Genomic DNA, 26,383 nt, shown 5'->3' with positions numbered 1-26,383 from the left:
ATCCCTCACCGCCGACCAGTCGCTCCTCGATGCAGCGGCGCAAAACGCTTTCGAACACGCGACGGAACAGATCGCTCTCCCGGAAGCGACCATGCCGGTTCTTGGAAAAGGTCGAGTGATCTGGCACTGCGCCGTCCAGACCGAGCCGGCAGAACCACCGGTAGGCTAAATTAAGGTGGACCTCATCGCAAAGGCGCCGCTCCGATCTGATGCCGAAGCAGTAGCCGATTAAAAGCATCCGGATCATTAGCTCCGGATCGATCGAAGGCCGGCCGATGCTGCTGTAGAAAGGCGCCAGATCCTGCCTGACCTGTTCAAGGTCGACAAACCTATCGATCGAGCGAAGCAAATGGTCGGAAGGGACGTGCCTCTCGAGCGAGAACTCATAGAACAAAGCAGCCTGTTCGACTTGCCGATGTCCCATCATGATCTTCAGTCCTGCCAACTAGACAGACTGAATCACTGGTATCTCTGAGTCGCAACCGCGGCCTTTTTCAACGGAATCGGTCACAAGCCGACATGCCGGGTTCGGTGCCGCGTGTCTGCTCGACCACCGAACGCGGACATCACGGATTCATGAGTACGCCCTAGCTGCGGTAGTAGCGCCACATCCTCAGGAAGGTGCGATGGATCATGTCGGGCGGCTGGTCGAACGGCTCGACATTGATCCGCACCATGTTGGTGTGGCTCATCCGCCAGGGCAGGCGCATCAGCCAGCGCCAGGACGGCTGCTTGCGCCAGTCGGCGACCAGCGCGCTGGTGAGCGGCGCGTTGAGGACTATTTGCAGCTCGTGCACGGTCATCGCGCGTTCGGCGATCTCGACGAGATCGATGCGCTCGATGGCGCGCCACCGGATCAGGCCGAAGGCCTGGACGAAGATGCCGTATTGATTGGCGCCGATGGTGGGACGGCCGGTCTCGAGCAGCGGAATGTTGTAATAGGTGAAGCTGGCTGCAAGCGCCGCGAGCAGGAGCCAGTAGAAAGCGCCGGTGAGGAGGGCGGCGGTGCAGAAGATCGCGGCCAGTGCCGCCGTCACGTAGACGGGGAAATAGGTGTCGTCGCGGCCATAGGCGACCGAGTAGCCACCCACGTTTCCCTCGTTCAGGGTTGCGCTCATGGACGCCAAGGCTACGACCAACACCGGTAAATAAAAACGGCCGCAAATAAAAACGGGGCCGCGAAGGCCCCGTCAAAGTCGTTTCAGCGTGTTGCCGCGATCCTACTTGATCTTGGCTTCCTTGAATTCGACGTGCTTGCGCGCGACCGGGTCGTACTTCTTTTTGACCAGCTTCTCGGTCATGGTGCGCGAGTTCTTCTTGGCGACGTAGAAGAAGCCGGTGTCAGCCGAGGACACGAGCTTGACCTTGATGGTGACCGCTTTGGCCATGTTCAGGACCTCAAAATTGAAGGGAATCTGGAGCCGGCCAAACGGCCCGCGTTGGCCGGCAACCTAGCCACAAACCGCCCAAAGTCAAGGTTTTGCGGCCAGAAACTCGCCCAAATCGGCCCGATTAACCCTCGAAGAACCGGTTTTTCGGCCGCGGCAGGCCCAGATTCTCCCTCAAAGTGGTCCCTTCGTACTCTTTCCGGAAAATCCCGCGCCGTTGCAGTTCCGGGACGACCTTGTCGACGAAATCGTCGAGGCCGGCGGGCAGGAACGGGAACATGATGTTGAAGCCGTCGGACCCGCGCCCGACCAGCCACTCCTCCATCTGGTCGGCGATGGTCTTGGCCGTGCCGACGAAGGAGAGCCCGCCATAGCCGCCGACGCGCTGGGCGAGCTGGCGTACGGTCAGCTTTTCGCGCGCCGCAAGGTCGACCATCCGCTGCCGGCCGCTCTTGCTGGCGTTGGTCTCCGGGATCGGCGGCAGCGGTCCATCGGGGTCGAAGCCGCTCGCGTCCGTGCCGAGGATGACCGAGAGCGAGGCGATGGCGCTGTCGTAGTGCACGCGGCTGTCAAGCAGCGCACGCTTCTCCTTGGCCTCATCGACGCTGTCACCGACCACGACGAAAGCCCCGGGCAGGATTTTGAGATGCTCGGGATCGCGGCCGACCTTCTCCATCCGGCCCTTGATGTCGGCATAGAGCTTCTGCCCGTCGGCAAGGCTCCCGCCGCCGGTGAACACAGCCTCCGCGGTCTCGGCGGCGAGCTGCTTGCCGTCCTCGGACGCACCGGCCTGCACGATGAGCGGCCAGCCCTGGACGGGACGGGCGATGTTGAGGGGACCGCGCACCTTCAGATATTTGCCCTGGTGGTCGAGCACATGCATCTTCAAGGGATCGAAGAACAGGCCGCTTTCGACGTCGCGCACGAAGGCATCGTCTGCGAAGGAATCCCAGAGGCCGGTGACGACATCATAGAATTCTCTCGCGCGCTTGTAGCGCTCGGCGTGCTCCATGTGATCGTCGAGACCGAAATTCAGCGCCGCGTCGGGATTCGAGGTGGTGACGATATTCCAGCCGGCGCGACCGCCGCTGAGATGGTCGAGCGAAGCAAAACGCCGCGCGACGTGATAGGGCTCGTCGAACGTGGTTGAGCCCGTCGCGATCAGGCCGATGCGCTCGGTCACGGCGGAGAGCGCTGACAGAAGCGTGAACGGCTCGAACGAGGTCACGGTGTGACTGCGCTTCAAGGCGTTGATCGGCATGTTGAGCACGGCGAGGTGATCGGCCATGAAGAACGCATCGAACTTGCCGGCCTCGAGTTTCCTGATCAGCGTCTTGATGTGGCCGAAATTGAAATTGGCGTCGGGCCAGGCGCCCGGATAGCGCCAGGCGCCGGTGTGGATTGAGACCGGGCGCATGAACGCCCCGAGCTTGAGTTGCCGTTGTGCCATCGCCCCGTGTCCATGCTGGATGTCGTTCGAGATGACATAGGTGCGGCGCCCGCTTGTGCCATCGGCCACGCGCAGAACAATTTTTTGTTTTTCTCTCGCCCCTCAGCACATTCGTCATTCCGGGCTGGCGCCAAGTGGCGCGCCCCGAAATGACGGGAGGAGGGAGCTTCTCCCTCGAACCGATCGGCGTCCTGGTCCGACCAAGCGATGACTTCGGCCCGTGAGGAGACAGGCAATGGCCAGCGCAATGGCGGTGGACGGTACAATTCGCATCGATCGGCCGATGCCCTGGATCGGCCGGCTGCTGTCGCTGCCGCTGCTTGCGGCGAGCGCCTACCTGCTTTGGAACGTCGCCCTCGGGTTGCGACAGGACCTGTCCGGATTCGGTCGATTGGCCGATGACTGGGTGCCTGTGCTGGTCTTCACGGGTCTTGGCCTTGCGGTCGGCATTCCCGGTCTGATCCTGCTGACATTCCGCTATTTCATCGTTCTGAATGAGACGCTGCGCCAGGTCGTCATCACCAGGCAGTTTGGCCCGCTGAATATCCGCAGCTCGCGCAATCTGTCGGACTACCACCTCATCAGCATCACCGATGACTGCGATGCGGAGCTGACGGTGTACGACGTCAACCTCTGCGGCAACAAGGGCACCACGCCGATCACGCTGTCGAGCTTCACCAGGCGCGAAGACGCGACCGAACTTGCGAACGAGCTCGGTCGCAAGCTCAAGCTTCCGGCACGCGACTATGTCGGCACGGAGCCTGACGCGGACGAGTGATCCGTCTCAGGTCAGCTCAAAATATCCTTCTGCATCTTGCCGCCGTAGAAATGGAAGAACGGCACCGGTGCGTCATGGCGGAGCGGGCCGGTGGCGAGCCGCTTGTCCAGCTCATTGAGCACGTTCCGCGTCATCGGATGCAGGTCGGCGAGCGGCTGTGAGCCGAGCTCGACCCAGACCAGCTCGACCAGCTCGGCATCGGCATGCACCACGCCCTCGACACGATGGGTGATGGCAGAGGCATCCGCGGTGAAGAAGCGCGTGTCGAAGCGCTTGACGCGGCCGGGGGGCGTAATTGCGCGCGCGATCAGGAACAGGCCGGAGGGATCGGGCAGGAGGCCCGCATCGGCAAACGGTTGCCAGGGGCCGTCAAGCTTCGGCGCGTTGCCGTCGTGCTGACGCCCGAGGCAGAGACCGGTTTCCTCGCAGGCCTCGCGGATCGCGGCGATCGCAAGCGATTTTGCACGCGAGGCCTCCGTCCTCGGGCTGCCCTTGAACAGATTGGCCTGAAGCTCCGGCGTGATCGGCGCCGCGCAGGGCACGCGATAGTCGGCCTTGTCGACGCGGCCGCCGGGGAAGACGAACTTGCCGGGCATGAACACCACCTTGTCGTGGCGCTTGCCGACCAGCACTTTTGGAATGGAGCCGCTGCGATCAACGAGGATCAGGGTGGCGGCATCCTTCGGCCGAAAATAAGGATGGTGATCGGGCTCCTTCTCGTCGTGAACCCTTTCTTTTTCCGCCTGCGCCGCTTCAGTCATTTCCTCACCCGAACGGTTTTCTTCATTCTTGTTACACCGGCGGAATACCATCCGGCGGATTGTCGTCAAAGCCGTGCATGCGCAGGGCCCATTACAGGCCGACCACGGCGCCCTTCACCGGCTGCAAGAGCGCGAGCGAGGCGATGAAGGTGAAGGGGAGATAGGCCGCAAAGCTGATCCAGGCTGGCGTGGTGTAGTTGGTCTCGATCCAGAGGATGCTCGGCACCACGATGTGGCCGACGATGACGATCACGAGATAGGCCGGCAGATCGTCGGCGCGATGCGGCGTGAAGTCGAGCCCGCAGGATGAGCAGTTGTCCGCGGTTTTGAGGAACGCGCGGAACAGCTTGCCCTGGCCGCAACGCGGGCAGCGGCCGCGAAAGCCGCGCTTCATCGCACCCCAGACGTCGCGCTTCTCGACGAGGCCGGTCTCGCGCGTCCAGATCTTTGGCGTGGTGCTCATCGCTTCCATGCCTTGTTCTTTCCCTTGCCTTTCGCGCCCTTGCCCTTCTTGCCCTTGCCGGACTTCTTCTGCTTCTCCGGCTTGCGCCTCGTCTCGGGACTGCGTCCGGGTCGCGCCTTCGCCGCTTTGCGCTGCGGACGAAAATCCCTGCGGCCACGCGGCGCGCTCTCGCCCGCCGACAACAGCTCGAAGCGCAGCGCGCCGGCAATGGGAGCAGCTTCTACCAGACGGACGTCGACGACATCACCCAGCTGATGCATGGCACCGCTGCGCGAGCCGACGAGGGCATGGCGGCTCTCGTCATAGTTGAAATATTCCGTGCCGAGGGATCGGATCGGGATCAGCCCGTCGGCGCCGGTGTCGTCGAGCTTGACGAACAGGCCGGCACGCGTGACCCCGGACACGCGGCCCTGGAAGGTCGCGCCGATGCGATCGGCGAGATGATGCGCAATGAGCCGGTCGACGGTCTCGCGCTCGGCCTTCATCGCGCGCCGCTCGGTGACTGAAATATGCGCGGCGACTTCGCTTAGGGTTTCCGGTGTCTCGCTGTCGGGCAGCGCGCCTTCGCCAAGGCCCAGCGCGCGAACCAGCGCGCGATGCACGACGAGATCGGCGTAGCGGCGGATCGGCGAGGTGAAATGCGCGTAGCGGCGCAGATTGAGACCGAAATGGCCATAATTCTCGGCGGAGTACTCGGCTTGCGCCTGTGCGCGCAGCACCACCTCGCTCACCAGCGGGTAGTAGTCGTGCCCCTCGAGCTGAGCCAGCACGCGGTTGAACAGGGTCGGGCGCAGCGGGCCGCTCTTGGCAAAGGGAACGTCGAGCGTCTCCAGAAACTCCTGAAGCGCGTGGACCTTTTCCAGCGTCGGCTCGTCGTGCACGCGATAGATCAGCGGCAGCGACTTCTTCTCCAGCATCTCGGCCGCCGCGACGTTGGCGAGGATCATGAACTCCTCGATCAGGCGATGCGCGTCCAGCCTTTCGGGTACGACGACGCGATCGACCGTGCCGTCGCTCTTCAGCAGGATCTTGCGCTCGGGCAGATCGAGATTGAGCGGATCGCGCTCGTCGCGGGCGCGCTTGACGCAGGCGTAGGCGGCATAGAGCGGCTTGAGGATCGGATCGAGCAGGGGGCCGGTGGTGTCATCCGGCCGGCCGTCGATCGCGGCCTGCGCCTGCGCATAGTGCAGCTTGGCGGCCGAGCGCATCAGGATGCGATGGAACGAGTGCGAGCGCTTGCGGCCGTCGGGGCCGATCACCATCCGCACGACAAGTGCGCCGCGCGGCTCGCCCGGCACCAGCGAGCACAGATTGTTGGAGATCCGCTCCGGCAGCATCGCCACGACGCGGTCGGGGAAATAGACGGAGTTGCCGCGGTCGATCGCATCACGGTCGAGCGCAGTGCCAGGGCGGACGTAGAAGCTCACATCCGCAATCGCGACATTGACGATGAAGCCGCCCCTGTTGTTGGGATCCTCGTCTGCTTGCGCATGCACCGCGTCGTCATGATCCTTGGCATCGGGCGGATCGATGGTGACGAGCGGGACGTCGCGCCAGTCCTCGCGCCCTTTCAGGTTCGCCGGCTCCGCAGCTTCCGCATCGCGCATCGCGCCTGGGGAGAATTGCAGGGGGATGTCGTGGGCGTAGATCGCGATCAGGCTGATCGCCTTCTCCGACTTGACCGAGCCGAGCTTTTCTTTCACCCGACCCGAGGCCAGGCCAAAGCCGCGCGAGCGCACGATGTCGACGCTGACGAGGTCGCCATCCTCTGCGCCTTGCGTCTCGGTCTTCGCAATGTTGAGTTCACGGTCGGCAAATTTCTTGTCGACCGGTACGAGCCGTCCGCCGCCCTCGGGCAGGCTGCGGAAGACGCCGAGGATGCGGCTCTTGGCCTTGTCGATGACCTTGATGATGCGGCCGCGCCAGGCGGGGCCTTCGGTCTCGTCGGAGCGCTCGATGCGAAGCAGGGCGCGGTCGCCGACGCCGGCCGCCGTGCCCGGCTTCGGCCGGCGGGGCATCTCGATGAGGATTTTCGGCGGTTCGCCGCTCTCGACCTCGTCCCATTCGGCGGGGGAGGCGATCAACTCGCCATCGGCGTCGCGGCCGGTGATGTCGGCGAGGAGCGTTGGCGGCAGGCTGTCCGGCTCCGAAACCTTGTGGCGCTTCTTCTTGATGATTCCGTCATCGGCGAGCTCGCGCAGCATGCGCTTGAGCTCGATGCGGTCGGCGTTCTTCAGGCCGAACTCGCGCGCGATCTCGCGGGTTCCGACGTTTCCATGATTTGCCTTGATGAAGGCGACGATGGCGTTCCGGTCGGGAAAGCCATGGTCATTCTTACGTTTCACTTAACCTCTAATTCTTGCCGGCACTCTTCTTGGCCGGTGCCTTGGCCGCGGCAGATCCCTTGGTCGGCGACGTCTTGGCCGTCGACGACACGGCTGCGCGTGCCTTGCTGGTTGATTCAGATTTCGTTTTGGCCGCGGCTTTTTTCGCGGCCGGTTTCTTTGCTGGCTTGGGCGGATCCTCGCCCTCGGCAGTCTTTGCCGTGGTCTTGGTCGCCTTCGCCTTCTTTGCTTTGGTCTTGCCGCCACCTTTGGCCGCGCGCTCGTCGATCAGCGCGATAGCCTGGGGCAGGGTGATCGCGTCCTTTTCGAACTCGGCAGGGATCGTCGCGTTGACGCCACCTGCCGTGACATAGGCGCCGTAGCGGCCGCTCTTCACGGTGACGGTGCCGAGCGTCGGGTGGTCGCCGATCGCCCTGCCGGGGTCGGCGCCGAAGCGGCGGCTCGGGCCCTTCGCGACCTTCTCCGCGATCAGCGTCACCGCGCGGTTGAGGCCGATGTCGAACACCTCGTCGCCGGCTTCCAGGCTGGCGTACGTCTTCTCGTGCTTCACGAATGGCCCAAAGCGGCCGAGACCGGCGGTGATCGGCTGACCGGTCTCCGGATGCTTGCCGATTTCGCGCGGCAGCGACAACAGCTTTAGCGCAAGCTCGAGGTCGACATCGCCGGGCGAGGTGCCCTTCGGGATGCCGGCGCGCTTCGGCTTCTCGCCTTCCTCATAGTCCTTCTGCTCGCCGAGCTGGATATACGGCCCGAAACGGCCGGCCTTCACCCAGACGTCGAAACCGGTGTCGGGATCCTGACCGAGCGAACGGTCAGCGGTGGTCTCGCCGTCCGCGGCGAGCTGGCGCGTGTAACGGCATTCCGGATAGTTCGAGCAGCCGACGAAGGCGCCGAACTTGCCGGCTTTCAGGTTGAGCCTGCCGCTGCCGCAGCTCGGGCACTGCCTGACGTCGCCGCCATCGGCGCGGGGCGGATAGATGTGCGGCCCCAGCATCTCGTCGAGCACGTCGAGCACCTGCGCGACGCGCAGATCCTTGATCTCGTCGACGGCGCCGATGAAGTCGCGCCAAAAGTCCTTCAGCACCTGCTGCCAGGAGATCTCGTTGTTGGAGATGCGGTCGAGCTGCTCCTCCAGACCCGCGGTGAAGTCGTATTCGACGTAGCGGCTGAAGAAGCTCTCCAGGAACGCGACCACGACGCGGCCCTTGTCCTCGCCATGCAGGCGCTTCTTCTCGAGCTTGACGTAGCCGCGGTCCTTCAGGACCTGGAGGATCGAGGCATAGGTCGAGGGCCGGCCGATGCCGAGCTCTTCCATGCGCTTGACGAGCGAGGCTTCCGAGAAGCGCGGCGGCGGCTCGGTGAAATGCTGGGTGACGGACAGCGACTGGCGCTTGACGGCCTCGCCCTCGCTCATCGCGGGCAGGCGGCGAGAGTCCTCGTCCTCCTCGTCGTCGCGGCCCTCCTGGTAGAGCGCCAGGAAGCCGTCGAACTTGATGACCTGCCCGGTGGCGCGCAGCTCCAGCGTGCGGGCGCCTGCCTTTGCCGTGATGTCGACGGTGGTGCGCTCCAGCTCAGCCGCTTCCATCTGGCTCGCGATGGTGCGCTTCCAGATCAGCTCGTAGAGCTTGGCCTGGTCGGCGTCGAGCTTGCGGGCCATGCTGGCGGGACGGCGGGAGAGGTCGGTCGGGCGGATCGCTTCGTGCGCTTCCTGCGCGTTCTTGGCCTTGGTCTGGTACTGGCGCGGGCTGTCCGGCACGTAGGCGTTGCCGTAGTCCTCGCCGATCACCTTGCGCGCCTGGGTGATTGCTTCACCCGCGATCTGCACGCCGTCGGTACGCATATAAGTAATAAGTCCAGTGGTCTCGCCGCCGATGTCGATGCCCTCATAGAGCCGCTGTGCGATCCGCATCGTATGCGCGGGTGCAAAGCCGTATTTGCGGCTGGCTTCCTGCTGGAGTGTCGAGGTCGTGAAGGGCGCCTGCGGATTGCGCCGGGCGGGCTTGGCATCGACCGCGGTCACCGCGTAGGTAGCCAGTTCCAGCGCCTTCTTGAAGTCTTCCGCTTCCGCGCCGGTGCCGATGTCGAGCCGCTGGATCTTCTTGCCGTCGGCGCCGACGAGACGAGCCTCGAAGGCGTCGCCGCGCGGCGTCAACAGGGTTGCGATCAGCGACCAGTATTCACGGGCGACGAATTTCTCGATCTCGAGCTCGCGGTCGCAGACGAGGCGCAGCGCCACCGACTGCACGCGGCCGGCCGAGCGGGCGCCCGGCAGCTTTCGCCACAGCACGGGGGAGAGGGTGAAACCGACCAGATAATCCAGCGCGCGGCGCGCCATGTAGGCGTCGACCAGCGCACCGTCGATCTGGCGTGGATGCTTCATCGCTTCCGAGACCGCCTGCTTGGTGATGGCGTTGAACACCACGCGCTCGATCTTCTGGTCCTTCAGCGCGCGCTTCTCTTTCAGCACCTCAAGCACGTGCCAGGAGATCGCCTCGCCCTCGCGATCGGGGTCGGTGGCCAGAATCAGGCGGTCGGCGCCCTTCAGGGACTTGGCAATGTCATTGAGCCGGCCGGCAGCCTTGGGGTCGACCTCCCAGATCATCTTGAAATTTTCGTCCGGATCGACCGAACCGTTCTTCGCCGGCAAGTCCCGGACATGGCCGAACGAGGCCAGAACCTCGTAGGACGAGCCCAGATACTTGTTGATCGTCTTGGCCTTCGCCGGCGACTCGACAATGACGATATTCATGTAGTTCCAGTAACTTACGGGAGAAATCTAGGCCAAATTCGAAGGGACTCGGGTCGGCCGTTTCGTCCCGAACATGGGTGGTGAGGCCGTCCCTGTCAAATCGAGCGGTGTTGAACGGGCCGAAAATGAGCAAAGTTTCATATCGCGAAAGTTGTATAATACCGCCTTTGAGTTGTGGGGTGGGCGGCGTAGAGTCGAAGGTGGGCAAGGATTCGGATGGGGTCTGGTGACGAAACCAGCAAGGAAGCGGCCGCCGACCGCGTCGGCCGGAGGAAAGCGTTCGCGGAGCGAGGAACCGGGCGAGGGCGGGGCGGACGAAGCTGTCGCGTTCATCGCCGAGCAGGTGGCTCAGTTGCGCCAGATCGCCGAGCGCCACAGGCTCGACGTGCTGCATTATCTCCTCGGCATGACCCAGTTAGAGGCCGACGAGCACATCCGCCTCCGCAGCAAGCGCAAGCTGTCGTGAAGCTCGGAGCGGGCCACGTTCTCCGATGTCATGAAAGCAGGACTGCCGTAGGGTGGGCAAAGCTTTCGCCTTATCGAAGAGCGAAGGCGAAAGTGTGCCCACCCTTCTGCCTCCCTTGCGTCGACGGAATTGGTCGGCACGCTTCGCTTTGCCCACCCTACAGCGGCTGCATGAGCGGCGCGCCACTGCTTCCACGTCGTCATTTGCTGCGGCTGCGGTCTACATGTCCGTCACGCGATAGACGCACGCTGCTCCCTCGACACCCCGAAGCGGTGCGTCGAACGCGACGACGTTGCGACCGGCGAGAAGTTGACTTACCCCGGGTGCCGCATAGAGCGCTTCCGAAAGGCAAATTTCCCCGGCGCCGGCCAGCGCTTGGACACGCGCCGCCACATTCACGGTCTGTCCGAAATAGTCGAGGTTCTCGTTCAACGTGACCGCGATCGAGGGACCGCAATGGGCTCCGATCTTCAGGATGATGCTGGGATCGCCATGCTCGGCATTGTAGCGCTCGATATCAGCCAGAATGTGCAGCGCGGCCGAGACGGCATCGGCCGGGCGCGAGAACACGGCCATCACGGCGTCGCCGATCGTTTTGACGATCGCGCCCGAGTGCTGCTGAACGGTTGAGCCCAGCAGGGCAAAGTGCTCGCGTACCAGCGCATAGGCGTTGAGGTCGCCAAGCCGCTCGTACATGGCCGTCGATCCCTTCAGGTCCGTGAACAGCAGGGTCACCTGCCTGATGCCGAGGCCTTCCTTCTCATCGACACGCTCCGACCGGAACAGTCGTCGGAAAGTCTGTCGGGCGAGCAGCATGCCGCCTGACAGATAGGGATCGAAGTCGAGCGCGGGCTTGACCGTCTGCGCCAGGATCTCGGGCGGCCAGTTGATCAGAAGCAAGGAGCCGCGTGTCGCAGAGCTATTTTCCACCTCAACCACCACCGGCCCGGGCGGCACGGCGGATGCGAGCGGAGAAAAACGGCGTCCATCATACTTGATTGGCAAGCGCGTCGGAGCCGATGCGGGCTCGCCCACCACATTCACTGCGAAGCTGGCCTGGGTCTGCACATTGACGCCTGCAAGCGCGCCGGGGCCGAGCTCGACCATGAGCGACGTTGTGGAGCCCGGAGGCAAGAACGACAAGCCGCGAACGAGACCGCGCAGGACGTCAAGAAAGCGGATCGGCTGACCCGGCAAGCGCCCGTCGGTGAGAAAGCGGGCCTTCCAGTGGAAATCCTCGACCGAAAGCGACGCCAGATCGTGGAAGGGAAGCCTTCGAAGCTGCGGGGAAACCGTGAAAGTCACTTCGATGAAGTCATCGAGGTCCGTGTCGCCAGAGACATCGCACAGGCCGCAGACATAGTGGGTTTTCAGGGTTCGCAAGGCGCCGAAACTGTCGAGCACCATGCCGGACTGGGGGCAGACGACATCCCAGCTCATGTCGAACAGACCGCTCCGCGCGGCATGGAGAAACAGGTCGATGCTCTCTGCTTCGCTGATGGCGCGGTCGCGCGCAAAGGAAAGCGGATTGATGCGATAAAGCGAGAGGTCGTCGCCACCCCGGATCAAGCTTTCGAATTTGGAGATGACGCGCGGGCTCCAGGACCGGGCCTGCTCGACCTCGGTCATCTTGCTTTCGAGCAGCCTCTCTTGAACGTGATGCATTTTCCCACCCAAGTCGTCGACGAGGTTGGACTTCACATGTCAGCGAAGATGGCACCATCTTCCGGCCGTCCAAGAGTAGCATAAAACCCCAGGGACAAATGCATGCTTTGGGGCGGGACTGCGCGAGCAACTATCTATTAATCGTGAGCATTTGCCTCTCGTGTCTTTTGCGTGAGTAGCGTCTAGGTTGTGAGCGACGTTGATTGAAAGCAACAATGCCACTTCTTGCGAGACACGATATTACTTCGTCGCTTTGACGACTCTGCCGATGAGCTGCAAATGAAACTGCTTGGCATCACAGCGCTTGTTGGCGTGGGAGCCTACGCCATCTGGACCGCCTTTAGGCTGGTCAATGCTCCCTCAACCGAGGAGGCCATGCAACTTTCCCTCAAAGCATTGGAAATACCGGGACTCGAGATCGCCTACGCGCTTCACAGGGATGCCTGTTCAATCACGAGAGTGAGCATTTGGACCTGGAGCGTCGAATGCGAGGGCGTGCCGATGCATTTCTATCAGGATGTAACCTACTGCGAATCTCGGTTGCCAAGGGTCTGCGCTGCGGCTGCATCTTCTGACACGAACTGCCGCTCGTATTACTGGTTTATTGATTTGGATGGGAAACCCTCGGCGCCGATCGGCAAGAGGAAGGGATATTCATCCATCATGTCGGATTGCAAACCGAAAGGCTCATTCGATTCGGATCGGATGGAAATGGCCCGTCGCGGCATACGACCTAACGCTGTGGAGATAGGTGTCCCGTCAGGGTCAATCACCGACAAGCGGAGCGTTTCCGCTCCGCCGGGATAAGCCAACATCCGCTAACCCGCGTTCCGGCTCCGCCGCGATCGCGCCTTCAGCGTCGTGTCGGCCGCACTCAGCACCCGTCCATCCTCCGCGCGCAGCTCGAGCCTTCGTACCGGGCGGCCCTTGTCACGATCGACCAGGATGGTCGCGATCTCCTCGGGGCGGTCGTCGAACTCCTCGCTCCATTGCCGGAGCGCGACCAGCACGGGGAAAACGCCGCGGCCCTTCGGCGTCAGCACATATTCAGAATAGGCGCTGCCGTCGGAGGCGGGCGCGATCTTCAGGATCCCGTGGTCGACGAGCGCGCGCAGCCGCGTGGCGAGGATGTTCTTGGCCATGCCGAGCTTGCTCTGGAACTCGCCGAAGCGACGCACGCCGAACAGCGCCTCGCGGATGATGAGGAGCGACCACCAGTCGCCGATCGCTTCCAGCGATCGCGCGATCGGGCAGGAGTCTCCTTCAAAGCTCGTTCGTTTCACCATCGTGCCGTTTCCGTCTGCTTGTCCGCCATCGCGCCGATCACGCGCTTGTGTGGTTGCATTATAAAACCGGATGCCCTAAATGGCAATCAGGTTTCATTATGCAACCATCGGAGGCGAGCGTGAGACTGAAGGGCAAGACGGCATTCATCACCGGCGGCAACAGCGGCATCGGGCTTGCGACGGCAAAGCTGTTCGTGGCCGAGGGCGCCAGGGTCACCATCACGGGGCGCAACAAGGAGACGCTGGAGGCTGCGGCGAAGGAACTCGGGGCGAGCGGTCTTGCGGTGGAAGCCGACATCAACGACGTCGCCGCGACCGAGAAGGCGATCGCGCGCGCGGTCGAAAAATTCGGCAAGCTCGACATCGTCTTTGCCAATGCCGGCATCCCCGGCAATACCCCGCTCGGCGGCACTACGCTGTCCGCCTTCGAGCAGGTGATCCGCACCAACATCACGTCGGTGTTCTTCACCGTGCAGGCGGCGCTGCCGCATCTCAATGACGGCGCCTCCATCATTCTCAATGGCTCGGTGATCTCGGTGCTCGGCAATCCCGGCTATTCCGCCTACGCCGCGAGCAAGGCCGGCGTGCGCGCGATGGCGAGGGTGAGGCGTCCGAACTCTCGCCGCGCAATATCCGCGTCAACGTAGTGGCGCCGGGCGCGGCCCGCACGCCGATCTGGAAGGGCACCGCACCGACCAACGAGGCCTTTGCCGCGCTGGAAGGCCGCATCGCCAAGACCACGCCGCTGGGCCGAATTGGTGAAGCAGATCACATTGCGAAGACGGTGCTGTTTCTCGCCTCCGATGATTCCGCGCACGTCCAGAGCGCGGAGATCTTCGTCGATGGCGGCGCGACCGGCTCGCCTGCGGGCGCGCCAATCTTTCGCGGCTGATCGAATGAAGTGAAAATTGAACCGGCCTCACGCGGTTGCGCCGGCCGGTTCCCTCGTCTGCAGGACATATTTCAAAACTGTCCGTGAAGGCGTTGAACCTTTGCGTGCGCTGCACAGACATTTCTATGGGCAGGGTCATAAGACCCATTTAAGGGAGCCCGTTATGCCGAAAGCAGCTCGAATTCTTTCGTCGATTTCAGCACCGCGTATTTACACCGAACGTTCCGCCATCCCCGCGAAGAAATCCGACAGCCATCAGCTCGTTGCGGTCGCCTTGTTCTCGTGCATCGGACTGTTCATCTCGCTTGTCGCCGTCATCCTGGGCATTCAGGGGATGTGGTTTTAGCGTCATGAGCGGAATGCTCATGCAACCGCCGCCGCCCGCATGTGGCGGCGACAGATGGCGTTGGCGTGAAGCCTATGCCGCGCGCAGGCTGGTCGCGGCCTCAAGCGCGCCTGCGATGGCCTTCTCGCGGTGGTCCGGCCCGACCTGGATGCCATCCGCGATGATGAATTCCGGGCTGATCCCGATGAAGCCGAACACGCTGCGCAGATAGGTTTCGAGGTGCTCCAGGGCAGCGAGCGGCGTGCCAGCGCCGTAATAGCCGCCGCGGGAGATCGCCACGACGACGCGCTTGCCGCCGGCAAGGCCTTCAGGTCCGGTGGCGCCGTATTGGAAGGTCTTTCCTGCCACGATGATGCGGTCGATCCAGGCCTTGAGCTGGCTCGGGATGGTGAAATTGTACATGGGCGCGCCGATCACGACGATTTCGGCGGCGAGGAATTCATCCAGCGCGGTCTTGCTGGCGGCGAGGTCGGGCTCAAGTTCGGCCGGCGCCGGGCCGCCTTGCGCGGCGGCAAGGTGCGATCCGGAAAGGTGCGCGAACGGCACCTGGGTCAAATCACGATAGACGACGTCGAGGGACGGCGTGGCCTGGCGCAGCCGGTCGACGATGGCCGCCGAAACCTGCCGGCTGACGGAGTGGGGGCCGAGCACGCTGGAGTCGATATGGAGGAGTTTCATTTGGGTCACCCATGGTATAGATTTGTAACCCGCACTACATGAGTGACTGCCGAAATCCCCGCAAGAACGCACTTTTTTGAGCCATGGGCACATCTTTGAAACCAACACACAGCGATTTGCCTGCCTTGCCGGTGCCGCATCCCGACCATGCCGACTGCCGCGGCGTCGCTTCCATCCTTGCCCGGGTTGGCGACAAATGGAGCGTGTTCGTGATCATGATGCTCGGCGACGGGCCGAAGCGCTTCAATGAGCTGAAGCGCATGATCGCCGGCATCTCGCAGCGGATGCTGACCCTGACGCTGCGCGGGCTGGAGCGCGACGGGCTCGTCACGCGCACGATCTTCCCGACCATTCCACCACGCGTGGATTACGAGCTGACTGATCTGGGCCGCGGGCTCGCGCAGCCCGTCGTCGCGCTCGGGATGTGGGCGCGGGCGCACCAGACCGAGATCGAGGCGGCGCGGGCGCGGTTCGACAAACGGAATGAGGGTTGATGTGAGCTGTTGGGCTGAATTGCTTTTGGTTGGAGCGGTTTAGCCCCGTCCACCTCGGGCGCCTGCGACGCCCGCCTGTGGCGTGCTTTCTACTTTGCATGGGGTTGTTTTCGATCTTTTTCCGATCGCGCTTTAGAGCAGGGCGACCAGACCACCGCCGTGGCGCTCCAGGCGTCCGGCGAGCTCGAGTTCCAGCAGCACGGTTCGGACGATCGCTGGCGAGGCGCCGGACATGCGCACGAGATCGTCGATCGAAATGGGCACGGGGCCGAGCAGGCCGATAATCTGGTCGCGATCATGTCCTTGCGGATCGGTTTCGAAGGGTTCGCTGTCGGGCTCACCGGCCGGATGCATGATCGGTCTTTCCATGATCGGCTGCACCGCATTGATGATGTCGGCAGCCTCCGTGACGAGCGTTGCGCGCTGCTTGATGAGATCGTTGGCGCCGGCGGCGCGCGGATCGAGCGGCGAGCCCGGCACGGCAAAGACCTCGCGGCCCTGTTCGGCCGCCATGCGCGCGGTGATCAGCGAGCCCGATCGCTGTGCGGCCTCCACCACCACGACTCCAAGCGAGGCGCCCGAAATCAGGCGTTGCGGCGGGGAAAGTCGCGTGCGCGCGGCTCGTGGCCGAGCGGCATCTCGGAGATGGCAGCGCCGCTCTGGTCGAGGATCGCGGCGAGCAGGTCCACATGCTCGGGCGGATAGATGCAGTCATGGCCGCCGGCGAGCACGGCGACCGAGCCGCTGGCGATGCTCGTGCGGTGCGCGGCCTGGTCGACGCCGCGCGCAAGGCCCGAGATGATAACGAAGCCGGCCTCGCCAAGCTCGCGCGCGAGCTGGCCTGCAAATTTGAGCCCGGCGCCCGAGGCATTGCGCGAGCCGACGATCGCGATCATCGGCCGCATCAAGCTGGCGGCGTCGCCGCGCACCGCGAGCAGTGGCGGCGCATCGTCGATCGTCGCAAGCCGCGAGGGATAACCGTCCTCGCCGGGCGCGAGCCAGCTCATGCCGAACTTCCGGCTTGCCGCGAGCTCGGCTCTCGCTTCGTCAGCGGAGCAGATGCGTCCCGATCGCGCCGCGCCGCCGCGGCGCGCAAGGTCCGGCAGCCGCTCCAACGCGGCGCGCGCGCTGCCAAAATGATCGAGCAGCGAACGGAAAGTGCGCGGACCGACATTGTCCGAGCGAATCAGGCGCAAGCGGTCGATGCGCTCGGCCTCGGTGAGGGCTGTTGTGGTGGTGATGGCGTCCACGGTGTCTCCTTGCGCGCACAGCATGGAACAACCTGGGCGCGTGGGCAACAGGGCGCTGCGCTTGCGCGACTTCCTCGCGATGCTAAAAACGCTCCCAACAAGAAGGATTTGGGCCATGATCTCACTCGCCGATCTCCAGCTCCGCATCGAGAGGGGCGAGCTTTCGCCGGACGCCGCTATCGCGCAGTCGCTGGAGGCGATCGAGGGGCGGGAGAACGACGTCCGGGCCTTCGTCTGCCACGCCAACTCTGCGAAGGCGCAAGGCTCAGGTCCCCTGCGCGGCGTTGCGGTCGGCATCAAGGACATCATCGACACCGCGGACTTCCCGACCGAGATGGGCTCCGCGATCTACAAGGGTTGGCAGCCGCGTGCCGACGCGCCGGTCGTGATGATGCTCAAGCGCGCGGGCGCCACCATCATCGGCAAGACCACAACGACGGCGTTTGCCTCGCGCGATCCGACCGTCACGCTCAATCCACACAATCCCGGCCACACGCCGGGTGGATCTTCCGCTGGCTCGGCGGCTGCGGTAGCTGCCGGCATGATCCCGCTGGCGGTGGGCACGCAGACCGGCGGCTCGGTGATCCGGCCCGCGGCCTATTGCGGGGTTGCCGCGATCAAACCGTCGTTCCGTCTGCTGCCGACGGTGGGCGTCAAATGTTTTTCCTGGGCGCTCGACACGGTCGGACTGTTCGGTGCCGGTGTCGACGACATCGCGCGCGGATTGTTCGGGATGACCGGCCGGGTCGAATTCTCCGACATCGTCGCGGCAACGTCGCCGCGCATCGGCGTGGTCAGGCAGGCGTTCGCCGGTCCTGTCGAGCCGGCGGCTGAGCAGGGGCTCAGCGCGGCGATCAAGGCCGCGACGCGCGCCGGTGCGAGCGTGGAAGAGATCGACCTGCCCGAGATGGTGCAGGAGGCTTGGCGCATTCACCCCGTGATCCAGGATTTTGAGGCGCATCGTGCGCTCGCCTGGGAGTTTTCCGAACGTCACGACGAGATCGCGCCGATGCTGCGCGCGACCCTCGATGCAACGGTTGGGGTCACGTCGCGCCAATACGACGAGGCGCGCCGAATCGGCCGCCGCGGCCGCCGTGAGCTCGGCGAAGTCTTTGAGGGGGTCGACGTGCTCCTGACCTATTCGGCCCCGGGCACCGCGCCAAAGGGGCTCTCGTCGACCGGCGATCCCCGCTACAACCGGCTGTGGACGCTGATGGGCAATCCTTGTGTCAACGTGCCGGCTCTCAAGGTGGAAGGCCTGCCGGTCGGCGTGCAGCTCATCGCGCGCTTTGGCAATGATGCGGGCGCGCTGGCCGCCGCGCGCTTCCTCGAGAACGCGCTCGCGGCGTCAAACTAGCGCGGGCTCGGCGCGCGTGCGCTGGACGGACGGCTCGCTACGCGTCTCCCGCCGCAGCCAGCGGTCGGCAGCAGTGCGGCCGCTCCGGTGCAACAGGCGGATGAAGCCGCGGCCGAGATCGGTCGACGAGCGCTGCGCCAGCCCCTCGATCTCGTCTTCCGCCGCGATCCTGAATAGCCGCAGCGCGGGGGCGGTGCCGGTGCGTGCCCATTCCACCGCGGCGACCTCGGCGTTGAGCGCGGCGTTGGCCGCGATCTGGTCGAGCCGGCGGTCGATCGCGGCGAGCGTGATCGGCACGTAGCTGTCGCGCGAGGGCGTCACCTGGACGACCAGCACGTCGGACGCGCGCGACTCCTGTACCAGCCGCACCAGCGGCGGATTGCCGCCATAGCCGCCGTCCCAATAGGCATCGCCGTCGACCTCGATCGCGCAATGCACCAGCGGCGGGCAGGTCGAAGCCAGCGCGACGTCGGCGGTGATCGCCTCGTTCGAAAACACCTGCTGGTGCCCGTCGCGGATCCGTGTCGCCGCGATCAGGAGCCTGGGGCAGGCCTTGTCGCGCAGCGCCGCAAAATTGATGTCGCGGGACAGCGCCTGCCGCAGCGGATCGAGGTCGAACGGATCGAACTGGCCGGAGCGCAGCGTCGGCCCGAATGCCACAGAGCTTCCCGCCGGCGAAAAGCCGCCGACCAGCATCAGCGAGCGGAACGAGGCCTCGTGCATCAGCCGCACCCAGAACCGCTCGAGGCGCGCCCGCGCGCCCTCGCGGCCGCCCTCGGCGAGGCCGCCGGCGACTAGCAGCGCGTTGATGGCGCCCGCGCTGGCGCCGCTGATGGTGTCGAATTCGATTCCCGGCTCTTCCAGCAGGCGCTCCAGCACGCCCCAGGTGAAAGCCGCAAAGGTGCCACCGCCCTGGAGTGCCAGCGACAATCTTCGAGGCGGCCAGTGCTCGGAGGGTGTCACGCTCGGCGCGACGGCTGCAACGGCGGTCACAGGTTCGATCAGTGGAACTGCTGGCGCGACCGGAGCAGGAGCGGGCGACAGCGGTGATGCGGGCGCAATCTCAGCAACAGGAGGTGGAGAGGGCGCACTGGACCAGATGTCCGCGGCGGAGAGCAGCATGCTTGCGCGCGTGCGCGCAGCACCCTGCAAGCTACCCTCGTCATGCATGTCGACAATCGTCTCGCTCATTCTGAGCTACCGCGTAACGCCATTTTCTGCCGTCAGGATGACAGGCCTCGGACCCGTTGACCACTCCGGCCGGGAAACAAGCCGAAAGTTGCGAACAGGAATTGGCATATATTGCGGAGGAGGTGCGGCGATATCCGTATTTTTTCCGGATTATGATTTCTGGCCGATCCGGCTCTCGGTGCCCGATTGCAATCGCTTGATGTTCTCGCGATGCATGTAGAACAAAAGCAGCGTCAGCACCGCGAACAGCGAGGCGAGTGCGAGGTGGCCGAACCACCACAGGAAGATCGGCGTCACGAAGGCTGCGACCAGCGCCGAGAGCGAGGAGTAGCGCGTGGTGAAGGCAGTGGCGAGCCAGAGCAGGCAGAAGAACAGCGCGCCCGGCCAGAACAGGCCAAGCAGGATGCCAATATAGACCGCAACGCCCTTGCCGCCCTTGAACTTGATCCAGACCGGGAAGAGATGGCCGAGAAAGGCGCCGAGCCCTGCCAGCATCGCTGCATCGGGCCCGGCGAGATAGCCCGCAACCACCACCGCAACCGTGCCCTTGAGTGCGTCGAGGAGTAGCGTCGCTGCCGCCAGTCCCTTGCGGCCGGTGCGCAGCACGTTGGTCGCGCCGATGTTGCCCGAGCCGACCGTGCGCAGGTCCTGCGTGCCGGCAAGGCGTGTCAGGACGAGCCCGAACGGGATCGAGCCCAGGAAATAGCCGACAAGGAATGCAACTGGCAGGACAGCTTCAATTCCCATCGCGGCGTCTCCCTGGCCGGCGCAGTTTAGACATGCTCGAACACCGTCCGCCCGCCGACGATGGTGCGCACCACCCGTCCCGAGAAGCGGGCTTCGTCGAACGGCGTGTTCTTGCAGGGCGATTTGAGATCGGCCGGATCGAGCACCCAGGGCGTGTCGGCGTCGATCACGATGACGTCGGCCGGCGCGCCGGCGCGCAAGGTGCCGCCGGGCAGGCCGAGCAGCTCGGCCGGCCGCGTCGACATTGCCCGGATCAGCGTGTTCAGTTCCATCTCGCCATTATGTACCAGTCGCAGGCCCGCCGACAGCATCGTCTCGAGGCCCACAGCGCCGGGAGCTGCTTCCGCAAACGGCAGGCGCTTGCCTTCGACGTCCTGCGGATTGTGGTCGGACATGATGACGTCGACGAGGCCGGAGCCGACGGCCGCAACCAGGGCCCGGCGGTCGTCCTCGGTGCGCAGCGGCGGCGATAGCTTCAGGAACGTCCGGTAGGGCCCGATATCGTTCTCGTTCAGCGCGAGATGGTTGATCGAGACCGAGGCGCTGACGGCAAGACCGGCATCGCGGGCGCGCTTGAGAATATCGAGCGAGTCGATGCAGGAGAGCGAGGCCGCGTGATAGCGGCCGCCGGTCAGCGCAACGAGGCGCATGTCGCGCTCCAGCACCACGGCTTCCGCCGCGTTCGGGATGCCCATCAGGCCGAGGCGGGTCGCGAACTCGCCCTCGTTCATGACGCCTTCGCCGACGAGGTTGGGATCCTCGGTGTAGTGCACGATCAGCGCGTCGAAATCGCGCGCATAGGTGAGGGCGCGGCGCATCACCTGCGCATTGGTGACGCTTCGGTCGCCGTCGCTGAAGGCGACCGCGCCGGCGGCTTTCAGGAGACCGAACTCGGTCATTTCCTCGCCACGCATCCCCTTGGTCAGGGCGGCCATCGGCTGGATGTTGACGATCGCGGTGTCGCGGGCCCGGCGCATCACGAAGTCGACGGTCGCCGAATTGTCGATGACCGGCAAGGTGTCCGGCTGGCAGATCACGGTGGTGATGCCGCCGGTCGCCGCCGCCTGGCTCGCGCTCGCAAAGGTTTCGCGATGGCCGTAGCCCGGCTCGCCGGCGAAGGCGCGCATGTCGATCAGGCCGGGAGCGACGATCTTGCCGGAGCAGTTGACGATGTCGGTGCCCTCGGGGACGCCAGCCGCGCCGATGCCGCGGCGGGTCTCGCGGACGATGCCGTCGGCGATCAGGACGTCGCCGACGCCGTCAAAGTCCCTGGAGGGATCGACGACGCGGGCGTTGGCGAGCAGGATCGGGCGGCGGTCGGTCAGCATTGGCATCACGCGTTCGGCAGGTTACGGGCGAGCGCTTCCAGCACCGCCATGCGCACGGCGACGCCCATCTCCACCTGTTCGCGGATCAGGGACTGCGCGCCGTCGGCGACCGCGGTGTCGATCTCGACGCCGCGGTTCATGGGACCGGGATGCATCACCAGCGCATCGGGCTTGGCGTAGGCGAGCTTTTTCTGGTCCAGCCCGAAATAGTTGAAGTATTCGCTGGTGGACGGCACGAAGGAGCCGTTCATGCGCTCGCGCTGGAGGCGCAGCATCATGACGATGTCGGCGCCTTCCAGGCCCTCGCGCATGTCGCGCGCAACTTCGACGCCCATCCGTTCGATGCCGGGCGGCAAGAGCGTGGAGGGTCCGACGACACGGACGCGGGCACCCATGGTGTTGAGGAGGATGATGTTGGAGCGGGCAACGCGCGAATGCAGGACGTCGCCGCAGATCGCGATCACGAGGCCCTCGATTCGGCCCTTGTTGCGGCGGATCGTCAGCGCGTCCAGCAGCGCCTGCGTCGGGTGCTCATGCGCGCCGTCGCCGGCATTGATCACGGAACCGTCAACCTTGCGGGCCAGAAGTTCCACCGCGCCGGAGGCGTGATGCCGCACCACCAGGATATCCGGGTGCATGGCATTGAGCGTCACTGCGGTGTCGATCAGCGTCTCGCCCTTCTTCATGGAGGAGGAGGAGACCGACATGTTCATGACGTCGGCACCCATGCGTTTGCCGGCGATCTCGAATGAGGATTGGGTGCGGGTGGAAGCCTCGAAGAACAGGTTCACTTGCGTCCGTCCACGCAGGACGGCGCGTTTCTTGTCCACCTGGCGGTTCACCTCGACATATTCCTCGGACAGGTCGAGGAGGCCGGTGATGTCGGCAGCGGAAAGGCCCTCGATACCCAGCAGATGCCGGTGACCGAGGACGAAGGTCGATTTCGATGCAGGGGTCATTAAAAGCAGAGCTATAGGCGGGGATGGGTGAGGGGGCAAGGGCCAAAGGTAGGGAAGTGAGTTATCCCCTGATCTGATCTGGCAAACGTTTGGTGCCCCAATTTGGGCTGTTGCAGTCTCCTCCGTCATGCCCGGGCTTGTCCCGGGCATCCACGTTCTTTTTGCGTCAAATGCGATAGAAGATCGTGGATGGCCGGGACCAGCCCGGCCATGACGATGTGGGAGCTTCCCTTGAAAGCAATTTTGTCAGCGCTCTTGGTCGCAGCACTCGTTGGCGAAGCCCACGCCCAACCGCTCCCCGGCGGCTTCGTGTACTTGCGCGACATCGATCCCAGCATCGTCCAGGACATCCGCTACGCGACCTCGAACAATTTCACCGGCCATCCGCTGAGCGGCTATGGCGCCGGCGAATGCGTGGTGAAGCGGGAGGTGGGGCTGCGGCTGAAAGCGATCCAGCAGGAGCTCGCCGGCCAAAACCTCTCGCTGAAGATGTTCGATTGCTATCGGCCGGTGCGTGCGTCCCTCGATATGGTGGCGTGGGCGCAGAACGGCCGCGAGCCGGCGGCCGAGCGGCGCTACAACCCCAAGATTCCCAAGACCGAGCTGTTCCGGCTCGGCTATATCGCGAGCCGCTCGCAGCATTCCACCGGTGCTGCGCTCGATCTCACGCTCATCGATCTCAAGGCCGACAACTCCGCCAAATACGATCCCGCGAAGGCCTATGGCGACTGCACGGCGCCGGTCGAGGCTCGGCCGCCTGAAGGCAGCGTTGACATGGGCACGGGCTATGACTGCACGGATGCGAAGGGCCATACCGCAGCGCCAATGATCACGGCCGATCAGCGGGCCTGGCGCAAGCGGCTGGTCGCTGCGATGGCCCGGCAAGGCTTTGTGAACTATTCGAAGGAGTGGTGGCATTTTTCCCTGCCGGGGGCTGGCGGGGCGGCCTATGATTTCCCGATCCAGCCGCGGACGAGGTAGAGTGCAGATGGTCGTTTGGGCAGCCAGGAGTCGGATTACCTCTCCCACAGGGAGAGGTCGCGCCGAAGGCGCGGGTGAGGGGAACAGCTCTATCGAGGGACCTGATCCCCTCACCCGGAGTGCTGCGCACTCCGACCTCTCCCTCCGGGAGAGGTGAGGGATTGCCCCACTGCGATATCGTGATCAATCGGGAACACTCGATGACCCAGCCGAGCTTCGCGACCCACGAGGTTTTCAATCAGTCGCCGCCGTTCGAGGACATCGACCTGTTTGCCGCTGACCGGCCGCTGGTCGAGGCGGTGAAGGCCAATGGCGGGACCGCTGCCGAACAGGAGTTGTCCGCGTTCGGCCGGCATTGGGGCTCGGCGGCGATGGCCGAGCGTGGGCGCCTCGCCAACGAGAACACGCCAAAACTCCGCACCTTTGATGCCAAGGGCAACCGCCGCGACCAGGTCGAGTTTCACCCCGCCTATCACGAGCTGATGGCGCACAGCGCGCATGCCGGCGTGCATAACTCCACCTGGACCGCGGATGGACAGCCCGCGGGCGATGCGGCCGAGGTCATTCGTGCAGCCAAATTCTACATCGCATCGCAAGTCGAGACCGGACATCTCTGTCCGATCACCATGACACGCGCCTCCGTCGCGGCGCTGGCGATGCAGCCGGAGTTGCTCGCGCGCGTGATGCCGGTGCTCTCGACGAAAAGCTACGACCCCACCTTCACACCGTGGTGGGAGAAGCGCGGCATGACGCTCGGCATGGGCATGACCGAGAAGCAGGGCGGCACCGACGTACGCGCCAACATGACGCGCGCGGTGCGCGATGGGAACGCCTATCGCATCACCGGCCATAAATGGTTCATGTCGGCGCCGATGTGCGATGCCTTCCTCGTGCTGGCGCAGGCCGAGGGCGGGCTGACCTGCTTCTTCATGCCGCGCTTTGCGCCGGATGGTTCGGTGAACGCGATCCAGTTTCAGCGGTTGAAGGACAAGCTCGGCAATCGCTCCAATGCGTCCTCGGAGGTCGAGTTCGTCGGCGCCTATGCGCAAGCCGTCGGCGACGAAGGTAAGGGCATCCGCACCATCATCCAGATGGTGCAGCTAACGCGGCAGGATTGTGCGATCGCCTCTAGTGGACTGATGCGTTCGGGGCTCGCCCATGCGCTGCATCACGCGCGTCACCGCAGCGTATTCCAGAAACATCTCGCCGATCAGCCGCTGATGCAGGCGGTGCTGTCGGACATGGCATTGCATGTCGAGGCAACGGTCGCGCTGGTGATGCGGCTCTGCCGTGCCTTCGACCGCACGCCGCACGATGCAGGCGAGGCCGCCTACATGCGGCTGCTGACGCCCGCGATCAAATACTGGGTCTGCAAGAGCGCGCCGGCGTTCCTCTACGAAGCAATGGAATGCCTCGGCGGCAACGGCTATGTCGAAGACGGCATTCTGGCGCGCCACTACCGGGAGTCGCCGGTGAACGCGATCTGGGAAGGCTCGGGCAACGTGATGTGCCTCGACGTGCTGCGTGCGCTGGCGCGCGAGCCCGATGCGGCGATGACGGTGCTGCAAAGCCTGGCCGCTGAGACCAAGGGCCTGCCAGGAACGGGTGAGGCGATAAGCTTCATCGGCAAAGCCTTCCGCCGAGGCGATAGCGAGCGCGTCGCGCGGCTTGCGGTGGAGAAGCTGGCGCTGCTGTCGGCGGCCGCGGCGCTCAACCTCGTATCACCCCGCAACGCCGAATTGTTTGCCGCCACACGCCTCGCCACCAATCACGCCAGCATGTATGGCGCCGTGGAGTTGGAGAGTGGGGACCAGCGAGCGCTGCTGGAACGGGCGCTGCCTTGATCGGGGAACGCTCTCACTGCCCGTCATGGCCGGGCTTGACCCGGCCATCCACGTGTCACAGTGCGGCACGAAGGACGTGGATGCCCGGGACAAGCCCGGGCATGACGATCTCTCGATAGTTTGCCGCGCCTAACGAAAGCTTCTTGATGGACACTCTCAATCCCGACCACCCGCCGCTGATCGTGACGCCCGGGGCGCCGCCGCCCGTCTGGAAATTCTGGGGCACGGCGCTGTGGGGCGTGTTCGTCTTCGCCGCGATGTTCGTCGGCCAGATTGGCACCATCGTCTATCTCGTCGCGCATCGTGGTGGCCCGATCGACATGGCATCGCTCGAGTCCGTCGGCCGCGATCCGCAGGCGCTGGCGTGGTCGGTGATCGCGGGCCTGCCGACCACGCTGGCCGCGGTGTGGCTGGCCATTCGCCTGAAGGGAGCTTCCTTCGCCGACTACCTTGCGCTGCGCTGGCCATCCTGGTTGCAGATTCTGCTCGGTGCCGTCGGTCTCGTTCTGATCGTGGTGATCTGGGAGGCGATGTCGCGTGCGCTGGGCCGCGAGGCGACGCCAGGCTTCATGACAGATCTCTTGAAATCAGGCCGCGACAAGGGCGCGGCGACGATGCTCGTGCTCTCCTTCAGCATTGCCGCGCCGATCTCCGAAGAGGTGATCGCGCGGGGCTTCCTCTTCCGCGGCTGGTCGGAAAGCTTTCTGCGCGTGCCCGGCGCGATCATCCTGTCGTCGCTGGTCTGGACCGCCGTGCATCTGCAGTACGACATGTATTTTCTTGCCGAGGTCTTCTCGATCGGATTGTGGTTCGGCTACATGCGCTACCGCGCCAACTCGCTGTGGCTCACGATCGTGCTCCACGCGCTGAACAATCTGACGGCGGTGGTGCTGACGATGTGGCTGGGGGGGTAGGCGGGCGGCTCTAGCCTCGCGCGAAATGAACGAGCGCCAAGCAGTAGCCTT

24 protein-coding genes and 2 pseudogenes are annotated in these 26,383 nt (G+C 64.5%); 10 read left to right on the top strand and 16 right to left on the bottom strand.

Features of this window, described 5'->3' with window-relative positions; all coding sequences use genetic code 11:
• The 4 genes from SO139_RS32560 to SO139_RS32545 form a co-directional block, all read right to left on the bottom strand.
• Positions 1-427, bottom strand: a 427-nt coding sequence (locus SO139_RS32560) for a transposase (RefSeq protein ID WP_449380914.1), incomplete at its 3' end; no start/stop codon positions are given.
• Between the two features lie 160 nt (positions 428-587).
• The gene (locus SO139_RS32555; protein ID WP_449380913.1) at positions 588-1,091 is read right to left on the bottom strand and encodes a hypothetical protein; all 504 of its coding nucleotides are present in this window, start codon (positions 1,089-1,091) and stop codon (positions 588-590) included.
• Between the two features lie 129 nt (positions 1,092-1,220).
• On the bottom strand, positions 1,221-1,388 hold the full coding sequence (gene rpmG / locus SO139_RS32550; protein ID WP_449380912.1) for a 50S ribosomal protein L33: 168 nt from the start codon (positions 1,386-1,388) through the stop codon (positions 1,221-1,223).
• Positions 1,389-1,512: 124 nt separating this feature from the next.
• On the bottom strand, positions 1,513-2,838 hold the full coding sequence (locus SO139_RS32545) for an LLM class flavin-dependent oxidoreductase (protein ID WP_449380911.1): 1,326 nt from the start codon (positions 2,836-2,838) through the stop codon (positions 1,513-1,515).
• Between the two features lie 235 nt (positions 2,839-3,073).
• Here SO139_RS32545 and SO139_RS32540 point away from each other — a divergent pair, with 235 nt between their 5' ends.
• Positions 3,074-3,616 (top strand): hypothetical protein, encoded by a 543-nt coding sequence (locus SO139_RS32540; protein ID WP_449380910.1) that lies wholly within the window; start codon positions 3,074-3,076, stop codon positions 3,614-3,616.
• A gap of 11 nt (positions 3,617-3,627) precedes the next feature.
• On the opposite strand, the gene SO139_RS32535 is transcribed toward SO139_RS32540, so the two are convergent.
• The 4 genes from SO139_RS32535 to topA form a co-directional block, all read right to left on the bottom strand.
• Positions 3,628-4,377, bottom strand: coding sequence for an NUDIX hydrolase (locus SO139_RS32535; RefSeq protein WP_449380909.1), 750 nt, complete (start codon positions 4,375-4,377; stop codon positions 3,628-3,630).
• Between the two features lie 91 nt (positions 4,378-4,468).
• Positions 4,469-4,849, bottom strand: coding sequence for a DUF983 domain-containing protein (locus SO139_RS32530; RefSeq protein ID WP_498541254.1), 381 nt, complete (start codon positions 4,847-4,849; stop codon positions 4,469-4,471).
• On the bottom strand, positions 4,837-7,185 hold the full coding sequence (gene rnr, locus SO139_RS32525; protein WP_449380907.1) for a ribonuclease R: 2,349 nt from the start codon (positions 7,183-7,185) through the stop codon (positions 4,837-4,839). The genes SO139_RS32530 and rnr overlap by 13 nt, the downstream gene beginning before the upstream one ends.
• A 7-nt stretch (positions 7,186-7,192) precedes the next feature.
• Positions 7,193-9,934: a type I DNA topoisomerase gene (gene topA, locus SO139_RS32520; protein WP_449380906.1), complete on the bottom strand. Its 2,742-nt coding sequence runs from the start codon at positions 9,932-9,934 to the stop codon at positions 7,193-7,195.
• Positions 9,935-10,160: 226 nt separating this feature from the next.
• On the opposite strand from topA, the gene SO139_RS32515 reads away from it, so the two are divergent.
• Positions 10,161-10,400: a hypothetical protein gene (locus SO139_RS32515; RefSeq protein WP_449380905.1), complete on the top strand. Its 240-nt coding sequence runs from the start codon at positions 10,161-10,163 to the stop codon at positions 10,398-10,400.
• 219 nt (positions 10,401-10,619) lie between these two features.
• On the opposite strand, the gene SO139_RS32510 is transcribed toward SO139_RS32515, so the two are convergent.
• Complete coding sequence (locus tag SO139_RS32510) at positions 10,620-12,065, bottom strand: adenylate/guanylate cyclase domain-containing protein (RefSeq protein WP_449380904.1); 1,446 nt, start codon at positions 12,063-12,065, stop codon at positions 10,620-10,622.
• 279 nt (positions 12,066-12,344) lie between these two features.
• Here SO139_RS32510 and SO139_RS32505 point away from each other — a divergent pair, with 279 nt between their 5' ends.
• Complete coding sequence (locus SO139_RS32505) at positions 12,345-12,872, top strand: hypothetical protein (protein ID WP_449380903.1); 528 nt, start codon at positions 12,345-12,347, stop codon at positions 12,870-12,872.
• Between the two features lie 11 nt (positions 12,873-12,883).
• Here SO139_RS32505 and SO139_RS32500 read toward each other — a convergent pair whose 3' ends face one another.
• Positions 12,884-13,351 (bottom strand): winged helix-turn-helix transcriptional regulator, encoded by a 468-nt coding sequence (locus tag SO139_RS32500; RefSeq protein ID WP_449380902.1) that lies wholly within the window; start codon positions 13,349-13,351, stop codon positions 12,884-12,886.
• A gap of 119 nt (positions 13,352-13,470) precedes the next feature.
• Here SO139_RS32500 and SO139_RS32495 point away from each other — a divergent pair.
• Together SO139_RS32495 and SO139_RS32490 are read left to right on the top strand one after the other, a co-directional pair.
• A pseudogene (locus SO139_RS32495) lies at positions 13,471-14,243 on the top strand (SDR family NAD(P)-dependent oxidoreductase).
• 163 nt (positions 14,244-14,406) lie between these two features.
• Positions 14,407-14,589 carry a hypothetical protein gene (locus SO139_RS32490; RefSeq protein WP_449380900.1) on the top strand — a complete coding sequence of 61 codons (183 nt, stop codon included), beginning with the start codon at positions 14,407-14,409 and terminating at the stop codon, positions 14,587-14,589.
• A gap of 72 nt (positions 14,590-14,661) precedes the next feature.
• On the opposite strand, the gene SO139_RS32485 is transcribed toward SO139_RS32490, so the two are convergent.
• Complete coding sequence (locus tag SO139_RS32485) at positions 14,662-15,267, bottom strand: FMN-dependent NADH-azoreductase (protein ID WP_449380899.1); 606 nt, start codon at positions 15,265-15,267, stop codon at positions 14,662-14,664.
• 83 nt (positions 15,268-15,350) lie between these two features.
• Between SO139_RS32485 and SO139_RS32480 the strand changes: the two genes are divergently transcribed.
• Complete coding sequence (locus SO139_RS32480; protein WP_449380898.1) at positions 15,351-15,761, top strand: winged helix-turn-helix transcriptional regulator; 411 nt, start codon at positions 15,351-15,353, stop codon at positions 15,759-15,761.
• A 132-nt stretch (positions 15,762-15,893) separates the two neighbouring features.
• Here SO139_RS32480 and dprA read toward each other — a convergent pair.
• Positions 15,894-17,035 (bottom strand): annotated as a pseudogene (gene dprA, locus SO139_RS32475) (DNA-processing protein DprA).
• A gap of 91 nt (positions 17,036-17,126) precedes the next feature.
• On the opposite strand from dprA, the gene SO139_RS32470 reads away from it, so the two are divergent.
• Positions 17,127-18,368 carry an amidase gene (locus tag SO139_RS32470; RefSeq protein WP_449380897.1) on the top strand — a complete coding sequence of 414 codons (1,242 nt, stop codon included), beginning with the start codon at positions 17,127-17,129 and terminating at the stop codon, positions 18,366-18,368.
• On the opposite strand, the gene SO139_RS32465 is transcribed toward SO139_RS32470, so the two are convergent.
• The 4 genes from SO139_RS32465 to SO139_RS32450 all read right to left on the bottom strand — a co-directional run bounded on the left by SO139_RS32465 (position 18,360) and on the right by SO139_RS32450 (position 22,593).
• Positions 18,360-19,559, bottom strand: coding sequence for a patatin-like phospholipase family protein (locus SO139_RS32465; protein WP_449380896.1), 1,200 nt, complete (start codon positions 19,557-19,559; stop codon positions 18,360-18,362). The two genes, SO139_RS32470 and SO139_RS32465, sit on opposite strands and share 9 nt — an antisense overlap.
• 150 nt (positions 19,560-19,709) lie before the next feature.
• Entirely contained in the window at positions 19,710-20,306 is a 597-nt protein-coding gene (plsY, locus tag SO139_RS32460; protein ID WP_449380895.1) for a glycerol-3-phosphate 1-O-acyltransferase PlsY, read from the bottom strand.
• 26 nt (positions 20,307-20,332) lie between these two features.
• Positions 20,333-21,634, bottom strand: a complete 1,302-nt coding sequence (locus SO139_RS32455) for a dihydroorotase (RefSeq protein ID WP_449380918.1) — start codon at positions 21,632-21,634, stop codon at positions 20,333-20,335.
• 5 nt (positions 21,635-21,639) lie between these two features.
• Positions 21,640-22,593: an aspartate carbamoyltransferase catalytic subunit gene (locus SO139_RS32450; protein ID WP_027522965.1), complete on the bottom strand. Its 954-nt coding sequence runs from the start codon at positions 22,591-22,593 to the stop codon at positions 21,640-21,642.
• Between the two features lie 216 nt (positions 22,594-22,809).
• Here SO139_RS32450 and SO139_RS32445 point away from each other — a divergent pair, with 216 nt between their 5' ends.
• From SO139_RS32445 to SO139_RS32435, 3 genes are all read left to right on the top strand, one after another.
• Positions 22,810-23,574 carry a M15 family metallopeptidase gene (locus SO139_RS32445; RefSeq protein WP_449380917.1) on the top strand — a complete coding sequence of 255 codons (765 nt, stop codon included), beginning with the start codon at positions 22,810-22,812 and terminating at the stop codon, positions 23,572-23,574.
• Between the two features lie 200 nt (positions 23,575-23,774).
• Entirely contained in the window at positions 23,775-25,418 is a 1,644-nt protein-coding gene (locus tag SO139_RS32440) for an isovaleryl-CoA dehydrogenase (protein WP_449380894.1), read from the top strand.
• 146 nt (positions 25,419-25,564) lie between these two features.
• Positions 25,565-26,332, top strand: a complete 768-nt coding sequence (locus SO139_RS32435; RefSeq protein ID WP_449380893.1) for a CPBP family intramembrane glutamic endopeptidase — start codon at positions 25,565-25,567, stop codon at positions 26,330-26,332.
• Positions 26,333-26,383: the final 51 nt, after the last annotated feature.

Source organism: Bradyrhizobium sp. UFLA05-89 (assembly GCF_059803475.1).
The sequence above is the reverse complement of the archived record's forward strand: the minus strand, read 5'-3'. Positions and strand labels throughout refer to the sequence as shown.